Annotated in this window: 20 protein-coding genes and 1 other RNA gene; 9 read left to right on the top strand and 12 right to left on the bottom strand. The window is 56.8% G+C overall.

The window, feature by feature from the left end; all coding sequences use genetic code 11:
• Window positions 1-19 precede the first annotated feature (19 nt).
• The 3 genes from JMN22_RS18245 (at window position 20) to JMN22_RS18235 (ending at window position 2,321) form a co-directional block, all read left to right on the top strand.
• Window positions 20-349: a helix-turn-helix transcriptional regulator gene (locus tag JMN22_RS18245; protein ID WP_198797628.1), complete on the top strand. Its 330-nt coding sequence runs from the start codon at window positions 20-22 to the stop codon at window positions 347-349.
• Window positions 303-1,292, top strand: coding sequence for a reverse transcriptase family protein (locus JMN22_RS18240; RefSeq protein ID WP_198797627.1), 990 nt, complete (start codon window positions 303-305; stop codon window positions 1,290-1,292). Before JMN22_RS18245 ends, JMN22_RS18240 begins: the two co-directional genes overlap by 47 nt.
• Window positions 1,293-1,565: 273 nt before the next feature.
• Window positions 1,566-2,321, top strand: coding sequence for a hypothetical protein (locus JMN22_RS18235; RefSeq protein WP_198797626.1), 756 nt, complete (start codon window positions 1,566-1,568; stop codon window positions 2,319-2,321).
• Window positions 2,322-2,446: 125 nt separating this feature from the next.
• Here the strand turns inward: JMN22_RS18235 and JMN22_RS18230 are convergent, their stop codons facing one another.
• The 9 genes from JMN22_RS18230 to JMN22_RS18190 all read right to left on the bottom strand — a co-directional run bounded on the left by JMN22_RS18230 (window position 2,447) and on the right by JMN22_RS18190 (window position 14,234).
• Window positions 2,447-3,364, bottom strand: coding sequence for a hypothetical protein (locus JMN22_RS18230; protein WP_198797625.1), 918 nt, complete (start codon window positions 3,362-3,364; stop codon window positions 2,447-2,449).
• An 894-nt stretch (window positions 3,365-4,258) separates the two neighbouring features.
• Window positions 4,259-5,515, bottom strand: a complete 1,257-nt coding sequence (locus tag JMN22_RS18225; RefSeq protein ID WP_198797624.1) for an integrase domain-containing protein — start codon at window positions 5,513-5,515, stop codon at window positions 4,259-4,261.
• A 187-nt stretch (window positions 5,516-5,702) separates the two neighbouring features.
• Window positions 5,703-6,096, bottom strand: a transfer-messenger RNA (tmRNA) gene (ssrA, locus tag JMN22_RS18220).
• A 96-nt stretch (window positions 6,097-6,192) separates the two neighbouring features.
• A complete protein-coding gene (locus JMN22_RS18215) occupies window positions 6,193-6,483 on the bottom strand; it encodes a hypothetical protein (RefSeq protein ID WP_030139763.1) in 291 nt (96 codons plus the stop codon).
• Window positions 6,484-6,578: 95 nt separating this feature from the next.
• Window positions 6,579-9,446: an FAD-binding and (Fe-S)-binding domain-containing protein gene (locus JMN22_RS18210; RefSeq protein WP_198797623.1), complete on the bottom strand. Its 2,868-nt coding sequence runs from the start codon at window positions 9,444-9,446 to the stop codon at window positions 6,579-6,581.
• Window positions 9,443-10,114, bottom strand: coding sequence for a LutC/YkgG family protein (locus JMN22_RS18205; RefSeq protein WP_198797622.1), 672 nt, complete (start codon window positions 10,112-10,114; stop codon window positions 9,443-9,445). The genes JMN22_RS18210 and JMN22_RS18205 overlap by 4 nt, the downstream gene beginning before the upstream one ends.
• Window positions 10,114-11,568 (bottom strand): LutB/LldF family L-lactate oxidation iron-sulfur protein, encoded by a 1,455-nt coding sequence (locus tag JMN22_RS18200; protein ID WP_030139766.1) that lies wholly within the window; start codon window positions 11,566-11,568, stop codon window positions 10,114-10,116. Before JMN22_RS18200 ends, JMN22_RS18205 begins: the two co-directional genes overlap by 1 nt.
• Complete coding sequence (locus JMN22_RS18195) at window positions 11,565-12,389, bottom strand: (Fe-S)-binding protein (protein WP_030139767.1); 825 nt, start codon at window positions 12,387-12,389, stop codon at window positions 11,565-11,567. The genes JMN22_RS18200 and JMN22_RS18195 overlap by 4 nt, the downstream gene beginning before the upstream one ends.
• A 150-nt stretch (window positions 12,390-12,539) precedes the next feature.
• Window positions 12,540-14,234: a lactate permease LctP family transporter gene (locus JMN22_RS18190; protein ID WP_198797621.1), complete on the bottom strand. Its 1,695-nt coding sequence runs from the start codon at window positions 14,232-14,234 to the stop codon at window positions 12,540-12,542.
• Between the two features lie 263 nt (window positions 14,235-14,497).
• On the opposite strand from JMN22_RS18190, the gene JMN22_RS18185 reads away from it, so the two are divergent.
• Window positions 14,498-15,265 carry a GntR family transcriptional regulator gene (locus JMN22_RS18185; protein ID WP_030139769.1) on the top strand — a complete coding sequence of 256 codons (768 nt, stop codon included), beginning with the start codon at window positions 14,498-14,500 and terminating at the stop codon, window positions 15,263-15,265.
• A gap of 117 nt (window positions 15,266-15,382) precedes the next feature.
• Here the strand turns inward: JMN22_RS18185 and smpB are convergent, their stop codons facing one another.
• Window positions 15,383-15,865: an SsrA-binding protein SmpB gene (gene smpB, locus JMN22_RS18180; protein ID WP_030139770.1), complete on the bottom strand. Its 483-nt coding sequence runs from the start codon at window positions 15,863-15,865 to the stop codon at window positions 15,383-15,385.
• A gap of 118 nt (window positions 15,866-15,983) precedes the next feature.
• Between smpB and JMN22_RS18175 the strand changes: the two genes are divergently transcribed.
• Genes JMN22_RS18175 through JMN22_RS18165 form a run of 3 tightly spaced genes read left to right on the top strand, consistent with a single transcriptional unit; the run spans window position 15,984 to window position 18,137 of the window.
• Window positions 15,984-17,387 carry a sodium-dependent transporter gene (locus tag JMN22_RS18175; RefSeq protein ID WP_030139771.1) on the top strand — a complete coding sequence of 468 codons (1,404 nt, stop codon included), beginning with the start codon at window positions 15,984-15,986 and terminating at the stop codon, window positions 17,385-17,387.
• 7 nt (window positions 17,388-17,394) lie between these two features.
• Window positions 17,395-17,838 (top strand): type II toxin-antitoxin system RatA family toxin, encoded by a 444-nt coding sequence (locus JMN22_RS18170; protein WP_030139772.1) that lies wholly within the window; start codon window positions 17,395-17,397, stop codon window positions 17,836-17,838.
• On the top strand, window positions 17,835-18,137 hold the full coding sequence (locus tag JMN22_RS18165) for an RnfH family protein (protein ID WP_030139773.1): 303 nt from the start codon (window positions 17,835-17,837) through the stop codon (window positions 18,135-18,137). Before JMN22_RS18170 ends, JMN22_RS18165 begins: the two co-directional genes overlap by 4 nt.
• Before the next feature lie 58 nt (window positions 18,138-18,195).
• On the opposite strand, the gene JMN22_RS18160 is transcribed toward JMN22_RS18165, so the two are convergent.
• Complete coding sequence (locus JMN22_RS18160) at window positions 18,196-18,723, bottom strand: outer membrane protein assembly factor BamE (protein WP_030139774.1); 528 nt, start codon at window positions 18,721-18,723, stop codon at window positions 18,196-18,198.
• 97 nt (window positions 18,724-18,820) lie between these two features.
• Here JMN22_RS18160 and fur point away from each other — a divergent pair, with 97 nt between their 5' ends.
• Window positions 18,821-19,225: a ferric iron uptake transcriptional regulator gene (gene fur / locus JMN22_RS18155; RefSeq protein ID WP_030139775.1), complete on the top strand. Its 405-nt coding sequence runs from the start codon at window positions 18,821-18,823 to the stop codon at window positions 19,223-19,225.
• Window positions 19,226-19,301: 76 nt separating this feature from the next.
• On the opposite strand, the gene recN is transcribed toward fur, so the two are convergent.
• Window positions 19,302-20,975 (bottom strand): DNA repair protein RecN, encoded by a 1,674-nt coding sequence (gene recN, locus JMN22_RS18150; RefSeq protein ID WP_030139776.1) that lies wholly within the window; start codon window positions 20,973-20,975, stop codon window positions 19,302-19,304.
• Window positions 20,976-21,216: 241 nt separating this feature from the next.
• Between recN and grpE the strand changes: the two genes are divergently transcribed.
• Window positions 21,217-21,783 carry a nucleotide exchange factor GrpE gene (grpE, locus tag JMN22_RS18145; protein ID WP_181287537.1) on the top strand — a complete coding sequence of 189 codons (567 nt, stop codon included), beginning with the start codon at window positions 21,217-21,219 and terminating at the stop codon, window positions 21,781-21,783.
• Window positions 21,784-21,834 lie beyond the last annotated feature (51 nt).

The following is a 21,834-nucleotide window of genomic DNA, read 5'->3' as shown; positions in this document are numbered from 1 at the left end:
TTCATCAGAGGTGTGCAAAATGTTAGGCAAGGCCCTTAAATTAATTCGTTCTTACTACGACTTATCTCAAACAGAGTTATGTTCTCGATTGGGAATATCAAACTCTCACCTATCCGAGATTGAGTCTGGAAAGAAGCAACCATCTATTGAGTTGCTGAGAAAATACAGCGATTATTTCGAGATACCACTGTCATCGATTTTGTTTTTTTCTGAGAGTATCGACTCCCCTCGCCCTACTGACAACCTGCGTTTCGGATTGGCGAAAACAATTATTTCGTTACTTGAATGGAATGAAGATCGAGATGCAGCCAAAGAAAAATATAAGGAAAAAACGAAAGCCCGACAATGAACTACCAATTCATCAGTGCGCCTTATATAAAGTAGGGTCGCCGAAGCGATTGGCTGACTTGCTCAATATTAGCACTATCGAACTTGAAGTGATTTTGCAATCAGAAAGCAATTACAAACTCTTCAACAAGGTTCTAGCTCCTAATCCATTCACGGGAAAATCCCGTAAAAATCGAGCCGTTCAGGAGCCTAAATCTCGCCTTCGGAAACTACACGAGAGAATTTTATCCATACTCCGTCGTGTCCAGTACCCCGGCTACGTTCAAGGTGGAGTAAAGCACCGCTCGTATCAAACGAATGCAGCTATTCATCTTGGCGCTCGACAAACAGCAACATTCGATCTGAAAAACTTCTATGGATCTACCCGCTACTGTCTTGTGCATGATTTCTTTCATAATACTATGTGCTGCCCAACAGATATCGCAGGCAGGCTTGCCTCGTTGACAACCTGGAATGGTGTAATGCCTACGGGAAGCCCACTTAGCCCTCTTCTTTCGCTTTGGGCAGCTAAGGGCTTATTTGATAAGTGCGAAGTCTTGGCAATCAAATACGGATTAAATTTCACCTGTTATATAGATGACTTAACCTTTTCTGGAGATCAAATTTCTGGAAAATTTCAATCTGAACTAAAGATTATCGCCAGCCGCTTTGGTTATGAATTAGCAAAAGAAAAAACCAAAATATTTAGGTTTGGAGTCCCAGCCCATATCACCGGTGTCATTTCACACAAAGCTAAACTTTCTGTTCCGCATGCGAGATTGAAAGGCGCGCGTAAAATTCAAGACGCTATCGACGGAAAAGGAAAGGCGTATGGTTTTACCGAGGCGCAACTTAAACAAAAGCTAGCTGGAACAATTAACGAAGCCGCCACGATCGATGCCGTGAAATATGAAAAATGGGCTATTTACAGTCGTAAAGATGCTGGAGACGAACTCAGTCAGTAGTTGTTCGCTATGCAAAGCCAGGCCCCATAAAGGGGAAGGGGCCAGTTCATGTGTGTGTGATAGTGGTCCAGATTAGATCACGGCCGAAAGAGTGTAGGGTTCGATATTTGAATAGGTAATTCAAAATATAGTAACTTGCCAAAGAAGATACATTGAGCTTGCTCGGTCTCTCGTTGGTTCGCGTGGTGCAAGCATCGTACCGCCGGAAAGATTCCCTTCTAGGATCGGGCGTTGTTGAGGTTGCTATAATCAAAATTATCACTAGGAATTATTATGGAATTAATGGAAGCACTCTTCGCTACAGTTACATCATTGCTAGTTGTCTGTGTAATTGGTTTTTTTAAAACGCTTTACAAAGAAAAGGCCAAGAATAGAGCGTTGTTTGAAGACGTTGGGCGCATTGAGGTCGAAAAGCAAAGAGTAATACACGATTATACTTTAGAGACTGAGAGGGTGAAGCAAGTTCACGCTAAAGAAATCGAGAGCCTGAAGCAGCAGAGCGCTGAAAAACTTGATAAGCAAAAGCGAGATCATGAGATCGATATACAGAAGCGTAAGTATAAATATGAAAACAAAAGTCGCGAATATCACAAGTTTATGGATGAGCTTGATGCGTTTCGCGGGCTGAATATCGAAATTATCGAAAATGAGCTTAGGCCAATGATCAGTGCATGGTTTGCAAGTGATTTTGGTATTTCGAACAAGTTGTTTGCCGAGGCTAATGATAAGGCTACAGCTATCATCAGCTCAGTCAGGGCACAGGAGGCTAAGCTTTTTGCACAGGTTAACGGTGTAAAACTAAATGCGGCTCAAGAAATAATTGATTTGCTGGATGCGCTGCGAGCAACCATAACCCAGTCAAAGTCGTACCTCGAAGGGGTAATCGGTTATATTTTCAGTGAAGAGTTTCGATATACTAAGCGCATTCCTGATGAGATTAATGCAAAAGCTACCGGACTAAATGAGCGAACTGCTGATTTGAATAAAAAGCTTCTTGCAGCACTTAAAGCCGACCTAGATACGCTATAGGCGGTGGAAGCCGGCGAGAGTGCGATGATGCTCCCGAAAAAATTGATTGTCGATGCGGGCCAGAGCGATTTTAAGCGGAGCCGCGCTATTAGTGATAGTGCACCGCTCCTAGTCTTTGATCACGATTACTGCTCTTCACCACAGGTACAGCAGTGAACATACTCTTCGCTGATGACGTTGCCCTTGCACCCTTCGGTGATACATTTTTTTCGGTGCACAAGGTGCGTATCGTTACACACGAAGCACCATAAGGTGGAGGACTTCGGTTTGTTCGGACTCAGTACGGCATAGTGAGGGGTAGGCCCGTCAAGTTCGCCAGAGTGATATTTGCAAGCTGGACAGATATATTTGCGAACACCCGCGGCTACCTTGAAGAAGCGTTCGCGCTCGGACTTGGATAGTAGGTTGAAAACTGTCCAAAACTCACGGACCAAGATGCCGTCAATGTGGTCATTGTCGAAATAAATCTGAGCCGCGGGTGCTGAGAACAAGAAGTCTCTTCGCGCCATGACCCAGCTTTGGTCTGAGTAGAGGTGCTCGTGGGCTTCGAGGATGATCAAAATAACTTCTTTGGGTGAGATCTGAAGCTTCGCATTTACTGAATGCATAGCTGAGTTTCGAAGCCTCCGTACCCGCTCGAATAGCTCCATGAATTTGGGGTCGAAAGGCTGAGGGCTTACCGTGTTGTAAGCCTTTATCAGGTCTTGGGCGTCAATGGTACGAAACTCTGAATACTCTATCCCCTTACCAGTCTTGTCCTTAGGCCAATCCGACGGAGATCCGGCCAGTAGCAAGTACGGGCTGAAGCCTACGAGCTTGCCTTTGATCGCGAGTTCGACGCCCTGCTGGGCAATAATGAGTGAAGTCAGAATCCTTTGCCGTGCGGCCTCCCAGAACTGAGTCTGGTCATCCTTGTCCACATCCACATACTGGCCGGCTTCGTCCAGTGTCGTCAGAAATGAAATGACAATGTCCCACGCAAAGTCGAACTGCGCGTAGGCAGCCGCTGCGAATTCATCACTAGTTGGAATTTCCGTGATCATCGGGGATCCGCTTCGTTTTTTAGGGCTCTGAGCCTATAAGGACGCAGGCAATTGGACAACATAAAAGAAATCTCCAAATGGATTCCTACTACTTTCGCGTCAATTTAGCTGGCGCCATAGGCTCTTTTATAAAAGCTGTCCCAACAGAGTGGCCGTTTCCAAGCAGGAGTAGATTTGTCTCCTGCCGGCTTTTGCGGTGCTGTTACATTGATATCGGCTATGCATACAGTTTATGGGGTGAGCAGGCAAATGACCTCTCGCCCGCGGTTGTAGCAGTTCGGGTTGCAGCAGGGAGAGGAGAACAGCGAATGTCTCTTTAGTGTCGATTCTGTTGAAAAAGTCGGTCCTTCCAGACTGCCCGCATATTGATCGGTGAAAACGCCTTTTCTGCACGCTGCTACGTGAAATCCAAGCCCGGTAGCCTCTGCCGAAGGTAAGGATTTCAATCTCAGGCGCGTACTTTTCTACCGCGGAAACCACGTCCGACTTTTTCAACAGAATCGGTCGGTTGCAGTCCTTGAGTGCTTGGCTGACGTACTCGCGCTGAGTGGCACCCGCTGACACCTATCAACTGCAAACGGCTGGTCAGCGCGAATGCAAATGACTGGTGAAGTCGGCTGCAAACAACTGGTCAGTGGCAATGCAATTAGGTGGTCAAGTGAGATGTATTCACGCAGAGCCCATGCGAGTGGGAATGCAGAGCCTTCCCGCTCGCGTGGGCTTGGCCGAGAAAGCCCCAAGAGTGAGGCTTGCAGCGGCGACAGTCGCCACTTCTGTCGCCATGCTGCAGGCCAGGTATTGCGCGGGTTGTCGCCGGTGTCGCCGCTGTCGCCAAATCAACCATCACTCCATCTGGGGAGTCATTTTCGGTTACCGGCGGCGTCCGGTGAGCGCTCACCGTATCGGCACGACGTTGTGGTCCTTGGTTTGATTGATCGCAGATGCCGACAGGTTGCCAGTGGCCGCTTTTTGGATGTGCTCACTCCACCAAGCCATCATCGGACGCCGGCGTTCGATGTAGTCAGCTCGGTTGTAAGCGCTTCGGACTTCGTCCTTGTCGACATGCGCCAGCGCGACTTCGATTAGCTCCGGATCCCACCCATGCTCGTTCAGGATGGTGCTTGCCATGGAGCGCATGCCGTGGCTGACCAAGCGGTCCTGGAAGCCCATGCGTTTCAACGCCATGTTAGCAGTCTGACTGTTGGCGTGGGTGCGCGGGTTTCTATCTGCCGGGAACACGTATTCCCTGTGGCCGCTGTGGGGCTTGAGCGCCTCCAGTAACGCGAGTGTCTGTTCGGTCAGCGGGATGGTATGCGGGCGACGCTTTTTCATGCGCTCCGGCGGGATGGTCCAGATGCGTTTGTCAAAGTCGATGTCTACCCATCGGGCGGTAGCCGCTTCGGCAGGACGGGTCATAGTGTGCAGTTGCCATTCGATCAGGCAGCGGGTGATCCGCTTGATGCTGGCGTTCGCGATTTCGATCATGAGCTCGGAAAGCTCATCGGGTCGTAGCGCGGCCATGTTCTGTTTCTTGGGTTTCTTGAATACCGCCCGAATGCCACTGAGGGGGTTAGCGAAAATCAACCCGGAGTTCACCCCGTAGGTCATGATCTCGTTGAGCCGTTGGCTCAATCGCTTCACTGTCTCGAGGCTGCCTTTGGCCTCGATTGGGCGAAGCAGTTCGATGACCATCGGTGCGCTGATTTTCGAGAGCGGCGTTGTTTTCAGGTCTGGAAATACATGCAGCGTGAGCGAGCGCCAAATGTCTTCTGCGTACGCCGGCGTGACGGAGTCCTTCTTCAGCTCGAACCAGGCGGTGGCCACGTTCTCGAACGTATGTTCCGTCTCCGCTCGTTTGGCTTCGTCCTGTGCATTGCGTTGCACCTTGGGATCAATGCCTTGTGCAAGCAGCTCGCGCGCTTCCACCACTTTTTTCCTGGCGTTCGCTAGTGAGAGCTCTGGGTACGTGCCCAGCCCCATATTGATACGATTTTTGGTTACCGGCTCGCGGTAGTTGAAGTTCCACAGCATCGAGCCGTTGCTCCTGACTCGGAGCTGGAGGCCGTCACCATCGCTGAGGACGTAATCCTTGTCTTTTGCCTTGATTGCCTTGAGCTGGCGGTCGGAAAGGCGAAGGGCTGGAGCAGGCATGAGAGCTACCTCTGACACCGTTTTGGTATTCCAAAAAATAACACCGGATGGCTTGGAATACCATTTGGAATACCCAAACGGCTGGAACTCAGAAAACCTCTACGGAGCCCAATAGCGCCTAAACCCTTGATTTTTCTGGATTCCAGGCACAAAAAAAGACGTCCGTGGACGTCTTTAGATGATGAAATGGTGGAGCCGGGGGGATTTGAACCCCCGTCCGCCAGTACTCCGCTGTCGGTACTACATGCGTAGCCGTGTCTATTAAGTTAACCCTCAGCGACCCGACGGGCAGGGTGCTTTGGGCGAGTTGTGTAAGTTTTAGCCGCTTCGTCCACAACGTACTGCACGGCGATTCCGTTCTATATGACAATCACTTTGGGTTTACGGACATCCCCTGGTGATTGCTGGACCCGAAGGTACCAGAAGGGAAGGGCTAAGGCTGCTTACGCAGCGAGAGCGTATTCCCCGTAGGTTTCGTCATTGGCAACTATAGGAAGTTGCAACAGTGGATTTACGAGTTCTGTTACCAACTCGGCATGCACCTAAAGTTTCGCAACCGGCGTCGAATCCTAAACGGCCCCGAACCTGGCGTTCCGTGAATCTGTTGGAGCGGCAGGCATGTGCAGTGTACGCCAATCCGCGTCTGAGGCCAACCCGAAGGTTGGCCGGGCGCGACATTACTGCTGATCGCCTTTGGTGTTGTTCTGCAATTTCTGAATGGCTTGAGTGGTCAGCGAGATGCATTCCTTCGTGCCCTGCTCGGTACCTTTGGCCTGGGCAGCGGAGGCCTGCTGGATAGTGGCATCGATGTCAGATTTCATGCTTTCACTCATTTCCTCGGTGCTGACCTTGGCGTCCTTGATTTTTTGCAGGTTGACTTGGCAAAGGTCTGCCTGGCTATTTGCAAACACCGGAGAGGCCAACATCGCAGCGGAAATGAACAAGCCAGCAAGTGCGGTGCGCTTCATGTGTATCTCCTTGAACGTATGGTCTCGGTGCTGTCGGATGTCACGGACAGGCCGAGTTGGGGTAGGGCCCAGCGGAGCCGGGCCTATTCAAGTGACTACAGCGAAGTGCAGGAATTCGATTTTTCTTCGAATCCCGTCGCAGAGCCCTCGCCCTTGTTGGGTTTGGGCCGGGTGACGCGGTCGACCAGATACACCAACCCGTGGTAGTCGATTTCCCCATGACGTGTCAGACCGATCTCGCATGTGCGGCTGGTGGAAATCCCTTCGCTGCAATGCTGTACCGCCCCTTTCAGCGAGCGCAACGAATGGGCGTTCAGCTCCGGCGTGGTGAAGCCTTTGTCACCGGCAAAACCACAGCAATGAATGCCTTCCGGGATGACCACGTTATTGCTGCACTTGCGCACCAGATCGATCAGCGCCTGGCTTTCTCCTAGGTGTTGCGTGCTGCAGGTGACATGAACTGCGATGGGCGCTTCCTGAGGCGTAAAGTCGAGGCGATCCATCAGGTGCGTGCGGATGAAGCGCACCGGGTCATACAGGTCCAGGCGCACGTCGCCGAGGTCCTGGACCAATCGCAGTGTGCAAGGGCTTGTGTCGCAGTAAATCGGATCGAGTCCGCCGCGACTGGCGTGCAGCAGCGCGCCGATCAGTTCCTGGCGCTTATGCTCGGCTTGTTCGGCATAGCCTTTGGACGCGAAAGGCTGGCCGCAGCAAAGGCTGTCTACGTTGTCCGGAAAAACGACTTGATAGCCGGCCTTTTCCAGCAGGCCTCGGGTTTTGTCATGCAGCGACATCTGTTCCCTGTCGCCCGCGGCAGGGCCCATGACCCGCGACACACAGGCCGCCAGATAAACCACCCTGGGTCGTTCATCCGACACGGCGGGACTGAAGCGAATGGCCCTTTCCGGCTGCGGCATGGCGTTGGTCCACTGTGGAACTTGCCCTTTGGATAGCCGCGTCAGGCCTGCCGACAAACGTGCCAGGCGCGGTGCCCCCAAGAGCATTCGCGCACCATTGGCCACATGCAGCGTAAAGCGCGCCCCTTGCAGTGCGGTAGCGAAATTGCCGACAAGCCAATCAGCGGTTTTCGTACGCGTTGCGCTGCGGCCACGGAGCTTTTTCACCAGTTCGCCGGTGTTGATTCCTACAGGGCAACGTTGGGCGCAAAGCCCGGTGGCGGCGCAGGTGTCGATGCCCTGGTATTGATAAGCCGTTTCCAGCTCCGAGGTATCGGTGCCGGCGCGTTTTTTCGCCTGGATGTCTCGCCAGATCACAATGCGCTGACGCGGGCTCAGGGTCAGGTCCTTGGACGGACAGACCGGCTCGCAGAAGCCGCACTCGATGCACTTGTCCACAATCTCATCGGCGGCAGGCAAGGGCTTGAGGTGCTTGAGGTGAATCTGTGGATCCTCGCTGAGCACCACATCCGGGTTGAGAATGCCATTGGGATCGAGCAGGCGCTTGAGCTGCCACATCAATTGATAGGCGTCGCTGCCCCATTCCAGCTCGACGAACGGCGCCATGTTGCGGCCGGTGCCGTGTTCGGCTTTGAGCGAGCCACCGAATTCCACCGCCACCAATTGCGCTACGTCATCCATGAACGCTTGGTAGCGTGCGACTTCGTCGGCGCTGTTGAAGCCTTGGGTGAAGACGAAGTGCAGATTGCCTTCCAGCGCGTGTCCGAAAAGGATCGCTTCGTCGTAGTGATGCTTGTCGAACAGCGCGATCAGGCGGTTCACACCGATCGCCAGTTGCTCGACCGGGAAGGTCACGTCTTCGATGATCACGGTGGTTCCGGTCTTGCGGACCGCGCCCACGGCTGGGAAGGTGTCCTTGCGGATCGCCCAGAGCCGGGCGTTTTCCCGTGGGTCTTCAGTGAAATCGACCTGCTTTTCCACCGGGAAACCTGCCAGCGAGGCCATGATCAGGGCCAGTTGCTCTTGCAATAACGATGACGAAGCCGCGCGGGATTCGATCAGCAAGGCGCAGGCATTGTTCGACAGATGCTGTACGAAATCTGGCATGCCCGGCTTGTCCTGCACCGAACGCAGGCTGCGACGGTCCAGCAGCTCGACCGCGGAGACCGGCTGGCTTTTCAGCACGGTGACGGCGTTGCAGCAGGTTTCGACGTCAGGGAAGACGATCAGCGCCGACGCCTTGTTCGGGTGATCGATGACCGTGTTGTAGGTCACCGCGCTGATGAAACCGAGGGTTCCTTCGGAGCCCACCAGCAAGTGGCTCAAGATATCCACAGGCTCGTCGAAGTCCACCAGGGCGTTGAGTGACAGGCCGGTGGTATTTTTCAGACGGTATTTGTGGCGAATTCGGGTGGCCAGTTCCGTGTTGGCGCGGGTTTCGCGACCCAGGATCGCCAGTTGCTCCAACAGTTCACCATGGCTTGTGCGAAAAGCCGCCACGCTGGCGGCGTCTTCGGTGTCCAGGCGCGTGCCGTCAGCCAGGACCAGGCGGATGCCGGCGAGGGTGTGATAAGTATTCTGCGCCGTGCCGCAGCACATGCCGCTGGCGTTGTTGGCGACGATACCGCCTATCTTGCAGGCATTGATCGACGCCGGGTCCGGGCCGATCTTGCGTCCGAATGGGGCTAGCCAGGCGTTGGCCTGGGCGCCGATGACGCCGGGTTGCAAGCGAATCTGGTGGCCTTGCTCGCGAATTTCCCGGCCGTTCCAGTTATCTCCAAGCACGATCAGCACCGAATCGCTGATGGCTTGGCCTGACAAGCTGGTACCGGCGGCGCGGAACGTGACCGGGACCTGGTCGCGTTGGGCCAGTTTCAGCAGGGCGATGACTTCATCTTCGGATTCGACGCGCACCACCAGTTTCGGAATCAGGCGATAGAAACTGGCGTCGGTGCCGAAGGCCAGGGTGGACAAGGGATCGTCAAAGCGTCGTTTTTGCGGGATCAGTTGGTATGCGTCGCGCAGGAAAGGGGCCGGAAGCGTCATTGGTCCTCCAGGATCAGTACCACCAGGTCCTTCGGACCATGGGCGCCGTAAGCCAGGACTTGCTCGATATCGGCGGTTTTCGATGGGCCGGACACCAGCAGGGCATTGGTTGGCATGCCCTGGGCCCACGCGAATTCCTGTTGCACTTCATAGAAGTTGTCGCGAATCTCGCTGGCCTTGAGCAGGGCGAAATGCACCGGTGGGACGAGGCTCATCAGACGCGGTTCTTCCCGTGTCGGCCAGAGAATCAGGCTGCCGGTGGCGGCGATGGCGCCAAGGGTGCCGGTCAGGCTGGCCGGGGTGTGGTTGAACAGTTCGGCTTTCCATTCTTCTACAGGCCGGTCGTAGGCCTTTAGAGCTGGCAGGTCCGGATTATTCGCCCAGAACTGTACGATTTTTTGTCCGTGAGGCGTTGTCGGCGCGATCAACAGGCTCGGCAGTTGTCGGTCTCGCAGTAGTTGCGCCAACAGTGCCGGCCAGGCTTCGCCGGAGGTCAGGTGGATCTCGGTGTGCACCGCTTCCATTTGCTTGCGCAATTGCGGGATGCGTTCTTCAGGCGCATAGCGGTAGGTCTGCGTCACCAGTTCAACGTCATAGGTGTCGGCAACCGGCGTGGTGCCGGTCAGGCTTTTACGCAGCTTGGCGAGGATATTTTCCTTGGCGCTCATCAGCGGTCTCCCTGCGGGTTCAGGTGGTCGCGGGCCAGGTCATGCAGTGAGCGGGCGGCGGGTTTCGGGGCGCTGTGGTTCTGCGTCCACGGGCCGACATTTTGCGGTGCCAGGGCGCGCAGGCGTGTGGCAAGGAAAGCAAACAATCGGTACAGCCGTGGCGAGCTGTTTAGCCGGGCCCAGGCATTCCAGATGAACCGTTCCTTGGCCGAGTATTTACTGCCCTGGCCGCGCATGATCGGGTTGGGACTGTCCGGCGCCTTGACGTTTTCCTCCCGCAGCCGCCGCAGCAGGGCTGGGATCGGAATCTTCACCGGGCATACTTCGCCGCAGGCTCCGCACAGCGAAGATGCGCTCGGGTGATCCGGCACCTTCGCCAGGCCGACCATGTGCGGTGTGATGATTTTTCCGATAGGCCCTGGGTAAACCTCCCCGTAGGCATGGCCACCGATTCGGGTATAGACCGGGCAATGGTTCATACAGGCGCCGCAGCGGATGCAATTCAGGGTCTGGCGCAGTTCGCTGTCGGCAAACGCCTGGCTGCGACCGTTATCGAGCAAGACCAGGTGGACTTCCTGGGGACCGTCCAGTTCGTCAGGCTTGCGCGGCCCGGAGATCATGTTGACGTAGGTGGTGATCGGTTGGCCGAGGGCCGAGCGGGTCAGCAGCGAGAGCAGCGGCACCACATCGCGCAGGTTTTCCACGACCTTTTCGATGCCAGTCACGGCAATGTGCACCGGCGGCACCGTAGTGGACATCCGCCCGTTACCCTCGTTCTCCACCAGCAGCAGGGTGCCGGTTTCGGCGACGGCAAAGTTGACGCCGGAAACGCCAATGTCAGCTTCGAAGAATTTCTGCCGCAAGACCTTGCGACCGATCTGAATGAGTTGGTCAACGTCCTTGGTGTACTCCACGCCGAGTTTGTCGTGGAACAAGGACGCGACCTGACCGGCATTCTTGTGGATCGCCGGCATAATGATGTGTGAAGGCTTCTCGTGATCGAGCTGGACGATGTATTCCCCCATGTCGGATTCGAGACATTCAATGTCCCGAGCCTCGAGGAAATGGTTCATCTCCATCTCTTCGCTGACCATCGATTTGCCCTTGATCACTTGCCGCGCCTCGTGAGCGCGGATGATCGAAAGGACGATGCCGTTGGCTTCGTCCACCGTTTCCGCCCAGTGTACTTTCACACCGTTGCGGGTCAGGTTGCTTTCAAGTTGCTCGAGCAGGTCGGGCAGCTTGGATAACGCACGGGCGCGGACAGCGTTGCCCAGCACTCGCAAATGTTCTCTTTCGTGGGCATCGCTGAAAGACGTTGCCCGTTTGGTCATCAGTGAATCCATCGCGCTGCGAAAGTTATTTCGCAGTTGCGTGTCGTCCAGCGCCTTGTGGGCGCGGGCGCGAAAATCATTCCCCACTTCAACGGTCGGGATCAGCGTCGGCGTGCTCATGCGGCACCTCCGGTTCGCTGCCAGAGGAAGCTCGCCAGGTGTTGGCCGCGCAACGCTTCCTGCTGTTTTTCCAGGGCGCCATTGATATTCATCAAGCACCCACAATCGGCGCTGACCACCTGATGCGCGCCGGATTCCTTCAGTGCCCGGGTCTTGTCGGCCACCATCGCGCCGGAAATGTCCGGCATGCGAACGCTGAACGTCCCACCAAAACCACAGCACTCACTTTCATGACTGTGTTCGACGCGTTCCACATTGCGCAACTGCGCCAACAACGCACGGCCATGCAGGTGGGTATTCATTTCCCGGCGTGCCGAGCAGGACGTATGCAGCGCAACCTTCACCGGCGTGCCGCCGTCGTTCAATTGCACCTTGCAGACGAACAACAGGAACTCGGCCAGCTCATAGGTCCTGGCAGCCAGCGCCTGGACCTGCTTGAGCGTTTGCGGCTCGTCCTTGAACAAGTCGGCGTAATGTTCACGCAGCATGCCGGCGCACGAGCCCGACGGCACGACCACCGGATAATCCCCGGCAAACAACGCCAGTTGCGCCCGCGCCACCGTCCGCGCCTGCTCGGTGTATCCGGACGTGTACGCCGGCTGCCCGCAGCACGTTTGCCCTTGCGGATACTCCACTCGGATCCCTTCGCGTTCGAGCAGATGAATCGCATCCATCCCGGCCTCGGGATAGAACAGGTCCACCACGCATGTCCCGAACAGGTAGACCCGAGGAGGTTTCTCGCTGGGGTACTGCCGAGGCTCGGGCAGGGGCGGGGCGACACGGGTCGCGTTCGGTACGGCGTTGTAAAAAAGCTCGCTCATCAGGCGTGTCTCCGGGTGGTCCCGGTTATCCGTCCGCTGAGGCTGCTGAATATAGTGAGGAAATCTTTCAGCAGCCTTGCAGACCCGGTTGTGAATAGCAGACGCCGAATCACGGTTCGGCGTCGGTTTTTTCAGTGTTTCGTGTAGTACTTAGTGAACCAGCATGCCGGTGAACCAGTAGGCCTGGGCCAGCGTGATCAGGCCAACGATCGTTGCAAAGAATAGGCTGTGTTTCAGGGTGAAACGGAACAGATCCGATTCCTTGCCTACCAGCCCGGTCGCCGCGCAGGCCACGGCGATCGATTGTGGCGAAATCATCTTGCCGGTCACGCCGCCGCTGGTATTGGCCGCCACCAGCAAGGTGTCGTTGACGCCGATCTGGTGCGCGGTGGTGGCTTGCAGCGAGCTGAACAGCGCGTTGGACGACGTATCGGAGCCGGTCAGGAACACGCCCAGCCAACCCAGGAACGGCGAGAAGAACGGGAACGCCGCGCCAGTGCCGGCCAATACCAGGGCCATGGTCGAGGACATGCCGGAGTAGTTGGTGACAAACGCGAACGCCAGCACCATGCCGATGGACAGGATGGGCCAGCGCAACTCGAAAAGGGTCTCTTTGAAAGTGGTAAGACCAGTTTTGACGTTGATTTTCAATACCAGCATCGAGATCAGCGCTGAGAAGAAAATCGCCGTACCGGTGGCGGAAATCGGATCAAGCTTGAACACGGCCGGGATGGCGGTCGGGTTGACCACGATAGGTGCGGACTTGATGACCAATTGATCCAGGTGCGGAATAGCGAAGTTGAACCCCCAGGCGTACATCGAGCCGCCAGCGGCGAACATCGCCTTGAAGGGTTTCAAGGTCCAGATCGTGACCAGCACGGTGAGAATCAGGAAAGGCGACCAGGCCTTGATGATTTCCCCCAGGCTGTAGGGCGACGCCACGGTGCTGCGCGGCTGGCCGAAACCACCGGCGCTGGCGGTGACTGTTGCGCTGGAGGTGGCGCCCGCAATCTGGGCGCCTGCGGTGCGCTTGGGCTGCCAGACTTTCAGGAACAGCGTCAAGGAAATCAGGCTGGCGAGGGCGGACGTGATGTCCGGCAGTTCCGGGCCGATGAAGTTCGACGTGAAATACTGGGTGATGGCGAAGCTCAAGCCTGCCACCAGCGCCGCCGGCCAGGTTTCCCGCACGCCACGCAGGCCGTCCATCATGAACACCAGCCAGAACGGCACGAATAGCGACAACAACGGCAGTTGGCGACCGGTCATGGCGCCGATCTTGAACGCGTCGATCCCGGTGACCTGCCCGGCCACGATGATCGGGATACCCAGCGCGCCAAAGGCGACCGGTGCCGTGTTGGCGATCAGGCACAGGCCAGCGGCATACAAGGGGTTGAAGCCCAGGCCGACCAGCAGGGCCGCGGTGATTGCCACGGGTGCGCCGAAACCGGCGGCACCTTCGAGGAATGCGCCGAAGCAAAAGCCGATCAACAGCACTTGCAGGCGTTGGTCATCGGTAATCGACAGCACCGAGCTGCGGATGACCTCGAACTGGCCGCTCTTGACCGTGAGTTTGTAGAGGAACACTGCGGCGACGATGATCCAGGCGATGGGCCACAAACCGTAGGCAAAACCATAGCCGGCGGCGGCGAAAGCCATATCTGCAGGCATATTGAACGCGAAGATCGCCACGGCAATCGCCAGGGCCAGGGTGATACTACCGGCCACGTGTCCCTTCAGGCGAAACACCGCCAGGGCCAGGAAGAAAAACACGATGGGAATGACGGCCGCGAGTGCGGACAAGCCTAGGCTGCCGAGCGGGCTGTAAAGCTGTTGCCAGGTTTGCATATTGGGTGAGCCCCTAATTGTTGTTGGTCAGGCACTGGTCAGCGTTTCTGGTTAATTGGTAATACCAGTTTACAAGCGCTGTCGGCTAGGGTAAAAGCCTTGGTTGTCGTGTGTCAATTTGCCGCCCTGAAACTTTCGTCGAATAAGCGGTGCAGATCACATCTGATCTGCAGGCATTGGCGGTTTTTGGTGGGTGTGGACAAGGCCCGGATGGGCCAGAATAGAGAGCCCGGCGAGCCGTCGGGATCGTGGAGAATTGAGTTATGGGGTTTGATCAGATTCGTCAGCGCCGTTTGTCTGACGATATTGTCGAGCGGCTTGAAGGCATGATCCTCGAGGGCACGCTGAAGTCAGGTGAGCGCCTGCCGGCCGAGCGGACCCTGGCCGAGCAGTTCGGCGTATCACGCCCTTCGCTGCGTGAAGCGATCCAGAAGCTGACGGCCAAAGGCTTGCTGATCAGTCGCCAGGGCGGCGGCAACTATGTGGTGGAGTCGCTGGGCTCGACCTTCAGTGATCCGCTGCTGCAGCTCTTGGAAAGCAATCCCGAAGCACAGCGCGACTTATTGGAGTTTCGTCATACCTTGGAAGCATCCTGCGCTTATTACGCAGCACTGCGCGCTACGGAAGTCGACCGCGAGCGACTGACGACCGCGTTCGAAGCGTTGCAGGATTGTTATTCGCGCCACGAAGAAGTGAGTCGGGCAGAGGAGGGTGCGGCGGATGCACGTTTCCACCTGGCGATCGCCGAGGCCAGTCATAACGCGGTCTTGCTGCACACCATTCGCGGACTGTTCGACCTGCTCAAGCGCAACGTGGTGACCAATATCGGTGGCATGTACAAGCAGCGTAGCGAGACGCGCGACATGCTGATCAGTCAGCATCGCGAGCTGTATCAAGCCATCATGGACGGGCACGCGGAGCTGGCGCGGGAAGTCTCCAGCCGACATATCCTGTATGTGCAGGAAGTCCTGGAAGAGGTGCGGCAGGAAGTGCAGCGGATGGCGCGGGCGGAGCGGCGCAAGGGGATCTGATCATGATTGTTGAATCTGTGGGAGCGAGCCTGCTCGCGAAGACGGTCTGTCAGACCCATCTACAGCGGATGTGACGACGCCATCGCGAGCAAGCTCGCTCCCACAAAGATCGAGGGCTTAGTCTTCCTTGCCCTTGTTGCGCACCGCGCGCTGCAACTCGCGACCGGCGTCGCGTTCGCGTTCGGTATCGCGCTTGTCGTATTCCTTCTTGCCCTTGCCCAGGGCAATTTCACACTTGATCAAGTGCTTGCTCCAGTACAGCGACGTGCAGACGCACGCATAACCCTTCTGCTGCACGGAAGCAAAGAGCTTCTCCAGCTCGCGCTTGTTCAGCAGCAGCTTGCGCGACCGCACTGGGTCAGCAATGACATGGGTGCTGGCGGTGGTCAGCGGCGTGATATGACTGCCGAGCAGCCACGCTTCGCCGTCCTTGAGCAAGACATAACTGTCGACCAGTTGCGCCTTGCCGGCACGCAAGCTCTTTACTTCCCAGCCGGCCAGGACCATGCCAGCCTCGAAACGTTGTTCGATGAAGTAATCGTGTCGCGCCTTTTTGTTTTGCGCGATGGTCCCTGTGGGGTGTTTCTTCTGTTTAGCCATAGGGGCGGCATTATAGGCAGTTGCGTGCGTGTCGGCTACGGTGAAGCGGTGTGCTTGAGCAGGTTGCGTGAATCCCGGACAATGCGGCCTCTTTTTTGAACGCTTGGGCGTGATCACGATGTCGACAGACAAGGTTTCTGTCCACGGCAGTTGGGCTAGCCGCTGGGTCTTCATACTCGCCGCGACCGGTTCGGCCGTGGGCCTGGGTAGTATCTGGAAGTTTCCGTACATGGTCGGCGTCTATGGCGGCGGAGCTTTCGTATTGATGTTCCTGGCGTGCATCGTCCTCATCGGCGCACCGGTGATGCTGGCGGAAACGTTGATCGGTCGTCGCGCCCGTCAGAGCCCGGCCAACGCCTTGAAGGTGTTGGCGGTAGAGGCAGGGCACTCGCCGAAGTGGTCATGGGGCGCGTTCGCCGGGATGATCACGGCGTTGCTGATCCTGTCCTTCTACAGCGTGGTGGGTGGCTGGTCGCTGGACTACATCATCGACATGGGGCGTGGGGATTTCCAAGGTGCGACGCCCGATGAGGTGGGGGCCTACTTCGGCAATGTGATCGCCGATCCGTGGAGGCTGACGCTTTGGCACACACTTTTCCTGGTGCTCTCTGCCGTGGTGATTGCCCGAGGCGTGGTCGCCGGGCTTGAGCGCAGCCTGCGGATCATGATGCCACTCCTGTTCGTGATGATCCTGGTGTTGCTGGGCTACAGCATGACCACGGGCCACTTCATGGAAGGCGTGCATTTCATGTTCGACTTCAAGCCGGAGAAAGTCATGGATGGCTTGTTGCCGGCCATGGGCCACGCATTTTTTTCCCTCAGCGTGGGAGTCGGCTCGATCATGATCTATGGCGCCTACATGCCGAAGAATGCGTCTCTGACCAAGACCGTTGTCGGGGTCGCGTTGCTGGACACCTTTGTATCGTTGTTGGCTGGGGTGGCATTGTTCCCGATTGTGTTTGCCGCCGGCCTGAACCCCAGCGAAGGGCCGGGATTGATGTTCGTCAGCCTGCCTTTTGCCTTCGGCAGCATGGCGTTCGGCCAAGTCATGGGGGTGGTGTTTTTTGTCCTGGTGGCTATCGCAGCCTGGAGTTCAGCCATTTCCCTGCTTGAGCCGATGGTGGCTTATCTTGTGGAACGAACCCGCCTGAGCCGCGCCTGGGTCACCTTCTGGCTGGCCTTTACTTGCTGGTTCGTGGGGCTGGGCACGGTTTTTTCCTTCAATATATGGAAGCAGGCAAAGTTTTTCGTGAACGAAGACGGCCTGTTCCACCTCTACCAGTGGGGAGCTGCCGGGGGACTGGATTTCTTCGGGGTGATTGATTTCTTTACATCGCGGATCATGCTGCCCTTGGGAGGTTTGTGTTTCGTGGTGTTTGCAGGGTGGGTCATGGGGCGCGAAGCCGTACGTGACGAGTTGTCGCTGCGCAGTCCGGTGCTGTTCGCCCTGAGCCTGTTCTTGATGCGCTATGTGGCGCCCATCGGCATTCTTGTAGTGTTTGCCGCCCAGCTGTGGAAGTGACGCTTGCATGACGACACATATTCAACGCTCGGCCTTGCTGCCTTATCCGGCGCAGGCGCTCTATGATCTGGTCAACGACGTGGCGAGTTATCCGCAGTTCCTGCCGTGGTGCTCGTCCGCCGAGGTGCTCGAAAGCTCCGAAACCCATATGCGCGCCAGTCTCAATGTCGCCAAGGGTGGATTGAGCCAGCATTTCGTCACTCGCAATACCTTGGTGCCGGGACAATCCATCGAGATGAACCTCGAAGAAGGCCCTTTCAATCAGCTTCATGGCGTATGGGTGTTCAAGCCGCTTGGCGAGAAGGCCTGCAAGATCAGCCTGGACCTGTCATTTGATTATGCCGGGCCACTGGTACGTGCGACGCTGGGCCCGCTGTTCAATCAGGCGGCCAATACCTTGGTTGACGCGTTTTGCCAGCGGGCCAAGCAAAACGCCGAGCTCAAGCGTTGATCGAGATAGAAGTGGTGTATGCCGCTACCGATCGCCAGGTCTTGCGCTCATTCAAGGTCGACGAAGGAACGTCTGTTCGCGCCGCATTGATCGTGTCGGGCGTTGCCGAGGAGTTTCCGGAGCTGGACCTGACCACTTGCCCTGTCGGGATTTTTGGCAAAGTGGTTGCCGATCCGGACCAGCAGGTGGTCCAGCCGGCGGATCGGCTTGAGATTTATCGACCTTTGCTGGCTGATCCGAAGGAAATTCGGCGCCTGCGTGCGGCCAAGGCCGCCCAGGCGCGTCAGGCGGATCAATAGCCGGACTGAATTGCAGGCATGAAAAAACCCGGCATGCCGGGTTTTTTCTTGTCGCGATTTATTGCGGTGACGTATCCAGTGGCTCCGGAGTCGGCACAGGCACGGTCTCGACTTTGTCCACGTCTTTCTGGATCTGATCCAGCAGCGAACCTGGCTTGGCCGGTTTTTCCGGTTTTGGCTGTTCGGCGTTCTGGGTCGGGTCGGTCACCGTCGTGCCGCTGTCCTTGCCCATGATGGCTTCATCGCGGCTTACGCCCGGCATGAAATCACCCGACAGGCTGACAAGCTGATCATTGGCATTGAAGATAACGCTGATGCGTTCTTGTTGCCGCTCACCGCCACCTGGCTGCAAGCTGTACAGGTAATCCCAGCGATCGGCATGGAACGTGTCGGTCAGCAGGGGGTTGCCCATGATAAACCGTACTTGCCGACGGGTCATTCCCGGGCGTAACTGGTCTATCATGTCCTGCGTGACGACATTGCCCTGCTGGATGTCGATTTTGTAAACCCCGGGGAATGAACAACCGGCGAGTGCGAGCAGTCCCACGAAGGTGAAACTGGTTAGCAAGAGCTTGGTGTTTTGCATCGGTGGGCGACTTCCACTATCTTGGCTGGGACAACGTAAACGCCGATCATACCCGCAATAAGAGAAGCTGCGAAGCAGCATCGCGAGAAAGCTGACCATGGTTGAAAATAGCGAACTACGCAAAGCCGGCCTCAAAGTGACCCTGCCAAGGGTCAAGATTCTGCAAATGCTCGATTCCGCAGAGCAACGCCACATGAGTGCCGAAGACGTCTACAAGGCGCTCATGGAAGCTGGCGAGGACGTCGGTCTGGCCACGGTTTACCGTGTTCTGACTCAGTTCGAAGCTGCGGGGCTGGTGGCTCGTCATAATTTTGATGGCGGTCATGCTGTCTTTGAATTGGCTGACGGTGAACACCATGACCATATGGTGGATGTGGAAACCCGTGAAGTTATCGAGTTCGTCAGTCCTGAAATCGAGAAGCTGCAAAAAGCGATTGCTGAGGAGTATGGTTTCGAGCTGATCGATCACCATCTCGTCTTGCACGTGCGCAAGCGCAAATAAGCTCGTCGCGGGATTTAAATACTCCCAAAACGAAAGAAGGCGACCCTCGGGTCGCCTTCTTGCTTTGCGGTGTCCTTTAGATTTTTGCCGCGATCACCATTTTCTTGGCGTGCGCCAAGGACTCCTTGGTCAGGTCGATGCCCCCCAGCATCCGCGCCACTTCTTCCACGCGTTCATGCTTGTTGAGCTTGGACACGGCGGTGCGAGTAGCGTCTTCGCCGCGCACCTTGTGCACAAACAGGTGCTGGTGTCCCTGGGCTGCGACCTGGGGCAGGTGGGTAACGGTCAGGACCTGGCCGCGTTCGCCCAGCCTGCGGAGCAATTGGCCGACAATTTCCGCTGTCGGACCGCCGATCCCTACGTCCACTTCGTCAAATACCAATGTAGGTACTCGTGAGGTTTGTGCGGTGATGACCTGGATAGCCAGGCTGATGCGTGACAGCTCGCCCCCGGACGCCACTTTGGCCAGCGCCTTGAGCGGCTGTCCGGGGTTGGCGCTGACTAGCAGCTCGACCTGTTCCAGTCCGTTGGGCAGGAGTTCGTCGCCGGCGTTGGGGTGCAGCTCGATGGTAAAACGCCCGCCTGGCATGCCCAGCCGCTGGATTTCCTGCTCCACGGCATTGGCCAGCCCTGTCGCGGCCTGGCGGCGCAGTTGGCTGAGCTCAGTGGCTTTTTCCTGATAATGACGCGCGTAGGACGCCAGCTCGTCGCCGAGGCGCTCGATGGATTCATCATTGGCGTTCAGGGTTTCAAGTTCTTCCAGCAGGCGTTGCTGCAGCTCGACGACATCGGTCGGCTGGACGCGGTGCTTGCGGGCGAGCGTGTAAATGGTATCCAGGCGTTCTTCGAGGTATTGCAGGCGTGCCGGGTCGGCGTCGAAATGATCGAGGAACCGGTTCAGCTCGCCGACGGCTTCCTCGACCTGTATCTGTGCACTGGTCAGCAGGTTCGTTGCTTCGTTCAGGGCGCCTACGGAGTTGCTGACGCTGGAGAGTCGGTTCAGGCTCGCCGTCAGGGCGTTGAGCACATTGCCTGAATCGCTTTCGCTGCATTGTTCAACGACCTGGCGGCAAATACCCAGCAGCGCCTCGGCGTTGGTCAGGTTCTTGTGTTCCTGTTCCAATTCCTCCAGCTCGTTTTCACCCAGGGCCAGGTTCTCCAGCTCTTCCAGCTGGTAGCTCAACAACTGGTGACGAGCACGCTGTTCGTCGCCAGAGTTGGAGAGGCGATCCAGTTCCTGCCGGGTTTGCCGCCAACGCTGCGCGGCCAGTTGAACCTGGCGTGCCAGGTCTGTGGCGCCTGCGTATTCGTCGAGCAGTCGGCGATGGGTATCGGTCTTGAGCAGGGATTGATGTTCATGCTGGCTGTGAATATCAATCAGCAGCTCACCCAGGGCCTTGAGGTCGCCCAACGGGCAGGGCGTGCCATTGATATAGCCTCGGGAGCGGCCCTCGGCGGTGATGACCCGGCGCAGGATGCACAGGCCATCGGTGTCCAGGTCGCGCTCGGCCAGCCACGTGCTGGCTTCGGGAATATCGACCAGATCGAAGGTTGCCAGGATGTCGGCCTTGTCCGCTCCGGGACGCACCACGCCGCTGTCGGCACGGTCACCCAGCGTCAGGCCCAGGGCGTCGAGCATGATCGACTTGCCCGCGCCGGTTTCACCGGTAATCACGCTCATGCCCCGATCGAGTTCGAGGTCGAGATGTTCGACGATGGCGTAGTTGTGTACGGACAGGTGCACCAGCATAAGGCCGCTCCCAGGCTTTAGGTCTGGTTATTTATACAGTGTTTTGTTTCGGGCTGACAATGCCTGCGCTTAGCTCGATTTGCTTGGGACGGCGAAATTCTTAGTGCTTCGAGGAATGACCATGCTGCTGCCTTTTGTAGGGTTAATTCGTCAGGTGACCCTTGAAGCTTGAAAACCCGGCCCCATATATCGGGGCAGAAGCGCGAGTCGAGCTCGCGGACGAAGTTGAAAGGAGAAATCTATGGCTGACGAACAGACGCAGGACACGCAAAATCTAGACGCCAATCAGGCTCCCCAGGACTCGGGTGAAGACCTGTCGGCACGTGTACAAGTGCTCGAGGAGCAACTGGCCGGTGCGCAGGATCAGGCGTTGCGTGTAGCAGCCGATCTGCAGAACGTTCGCCGTCGCGCCGAGCAAGACGTAGAGAAGGCCCACAAGTTTGCCTTGGAGCGTTTCGCCGGCGACCTGCTGCCGATCATCGACAGCCTGGAGCGCGGTCTGGAACTGTCCAACCCGGACGACGAGAACATCCGTCCGATGCGTGAAGGCATCGAGCTGACCCTGAAAATGTTCCAGGACACCCTCAAGCGCTATCAGCTTGAAGCGATCGATCCACACGGCGAACCCTTCAACGCCGAACATCACCAGGCGATGGCGATGCAGGAAAGTGCGGATGTCGAGCCAAACAGCGTGCTGAAGGTTTTCCAGAAGGGCTACCTGCTCAACGGCCGTTTGCTGCGCCCGGCCATGGTTGTGGTCAGCAAGGCGCCAGCTCCGGTTTCGCCTTCTATTGATGAGCAGGCTTGAAATCGGGCGCAACGGCCCCATTAAGAAGTCAAGCGTTTAAGTACTACCGCA

The sequence above is a fragment of the Pseudomonas sp. HB05 genome (assembly GCF_016756915.1).
GTDB lineage: Bacteria > Pseudomonadota > Gammaproteobacteria > Pseudomonadales > Pseudomonadaceae > Aquipseudomonas > Aquipseudomonas alvandae.
The sequence above is the reverse complement of the archived record's forward strand: the minus strand, read 5'-3'. Positions and strand labels throughout refer to the sequence as shown.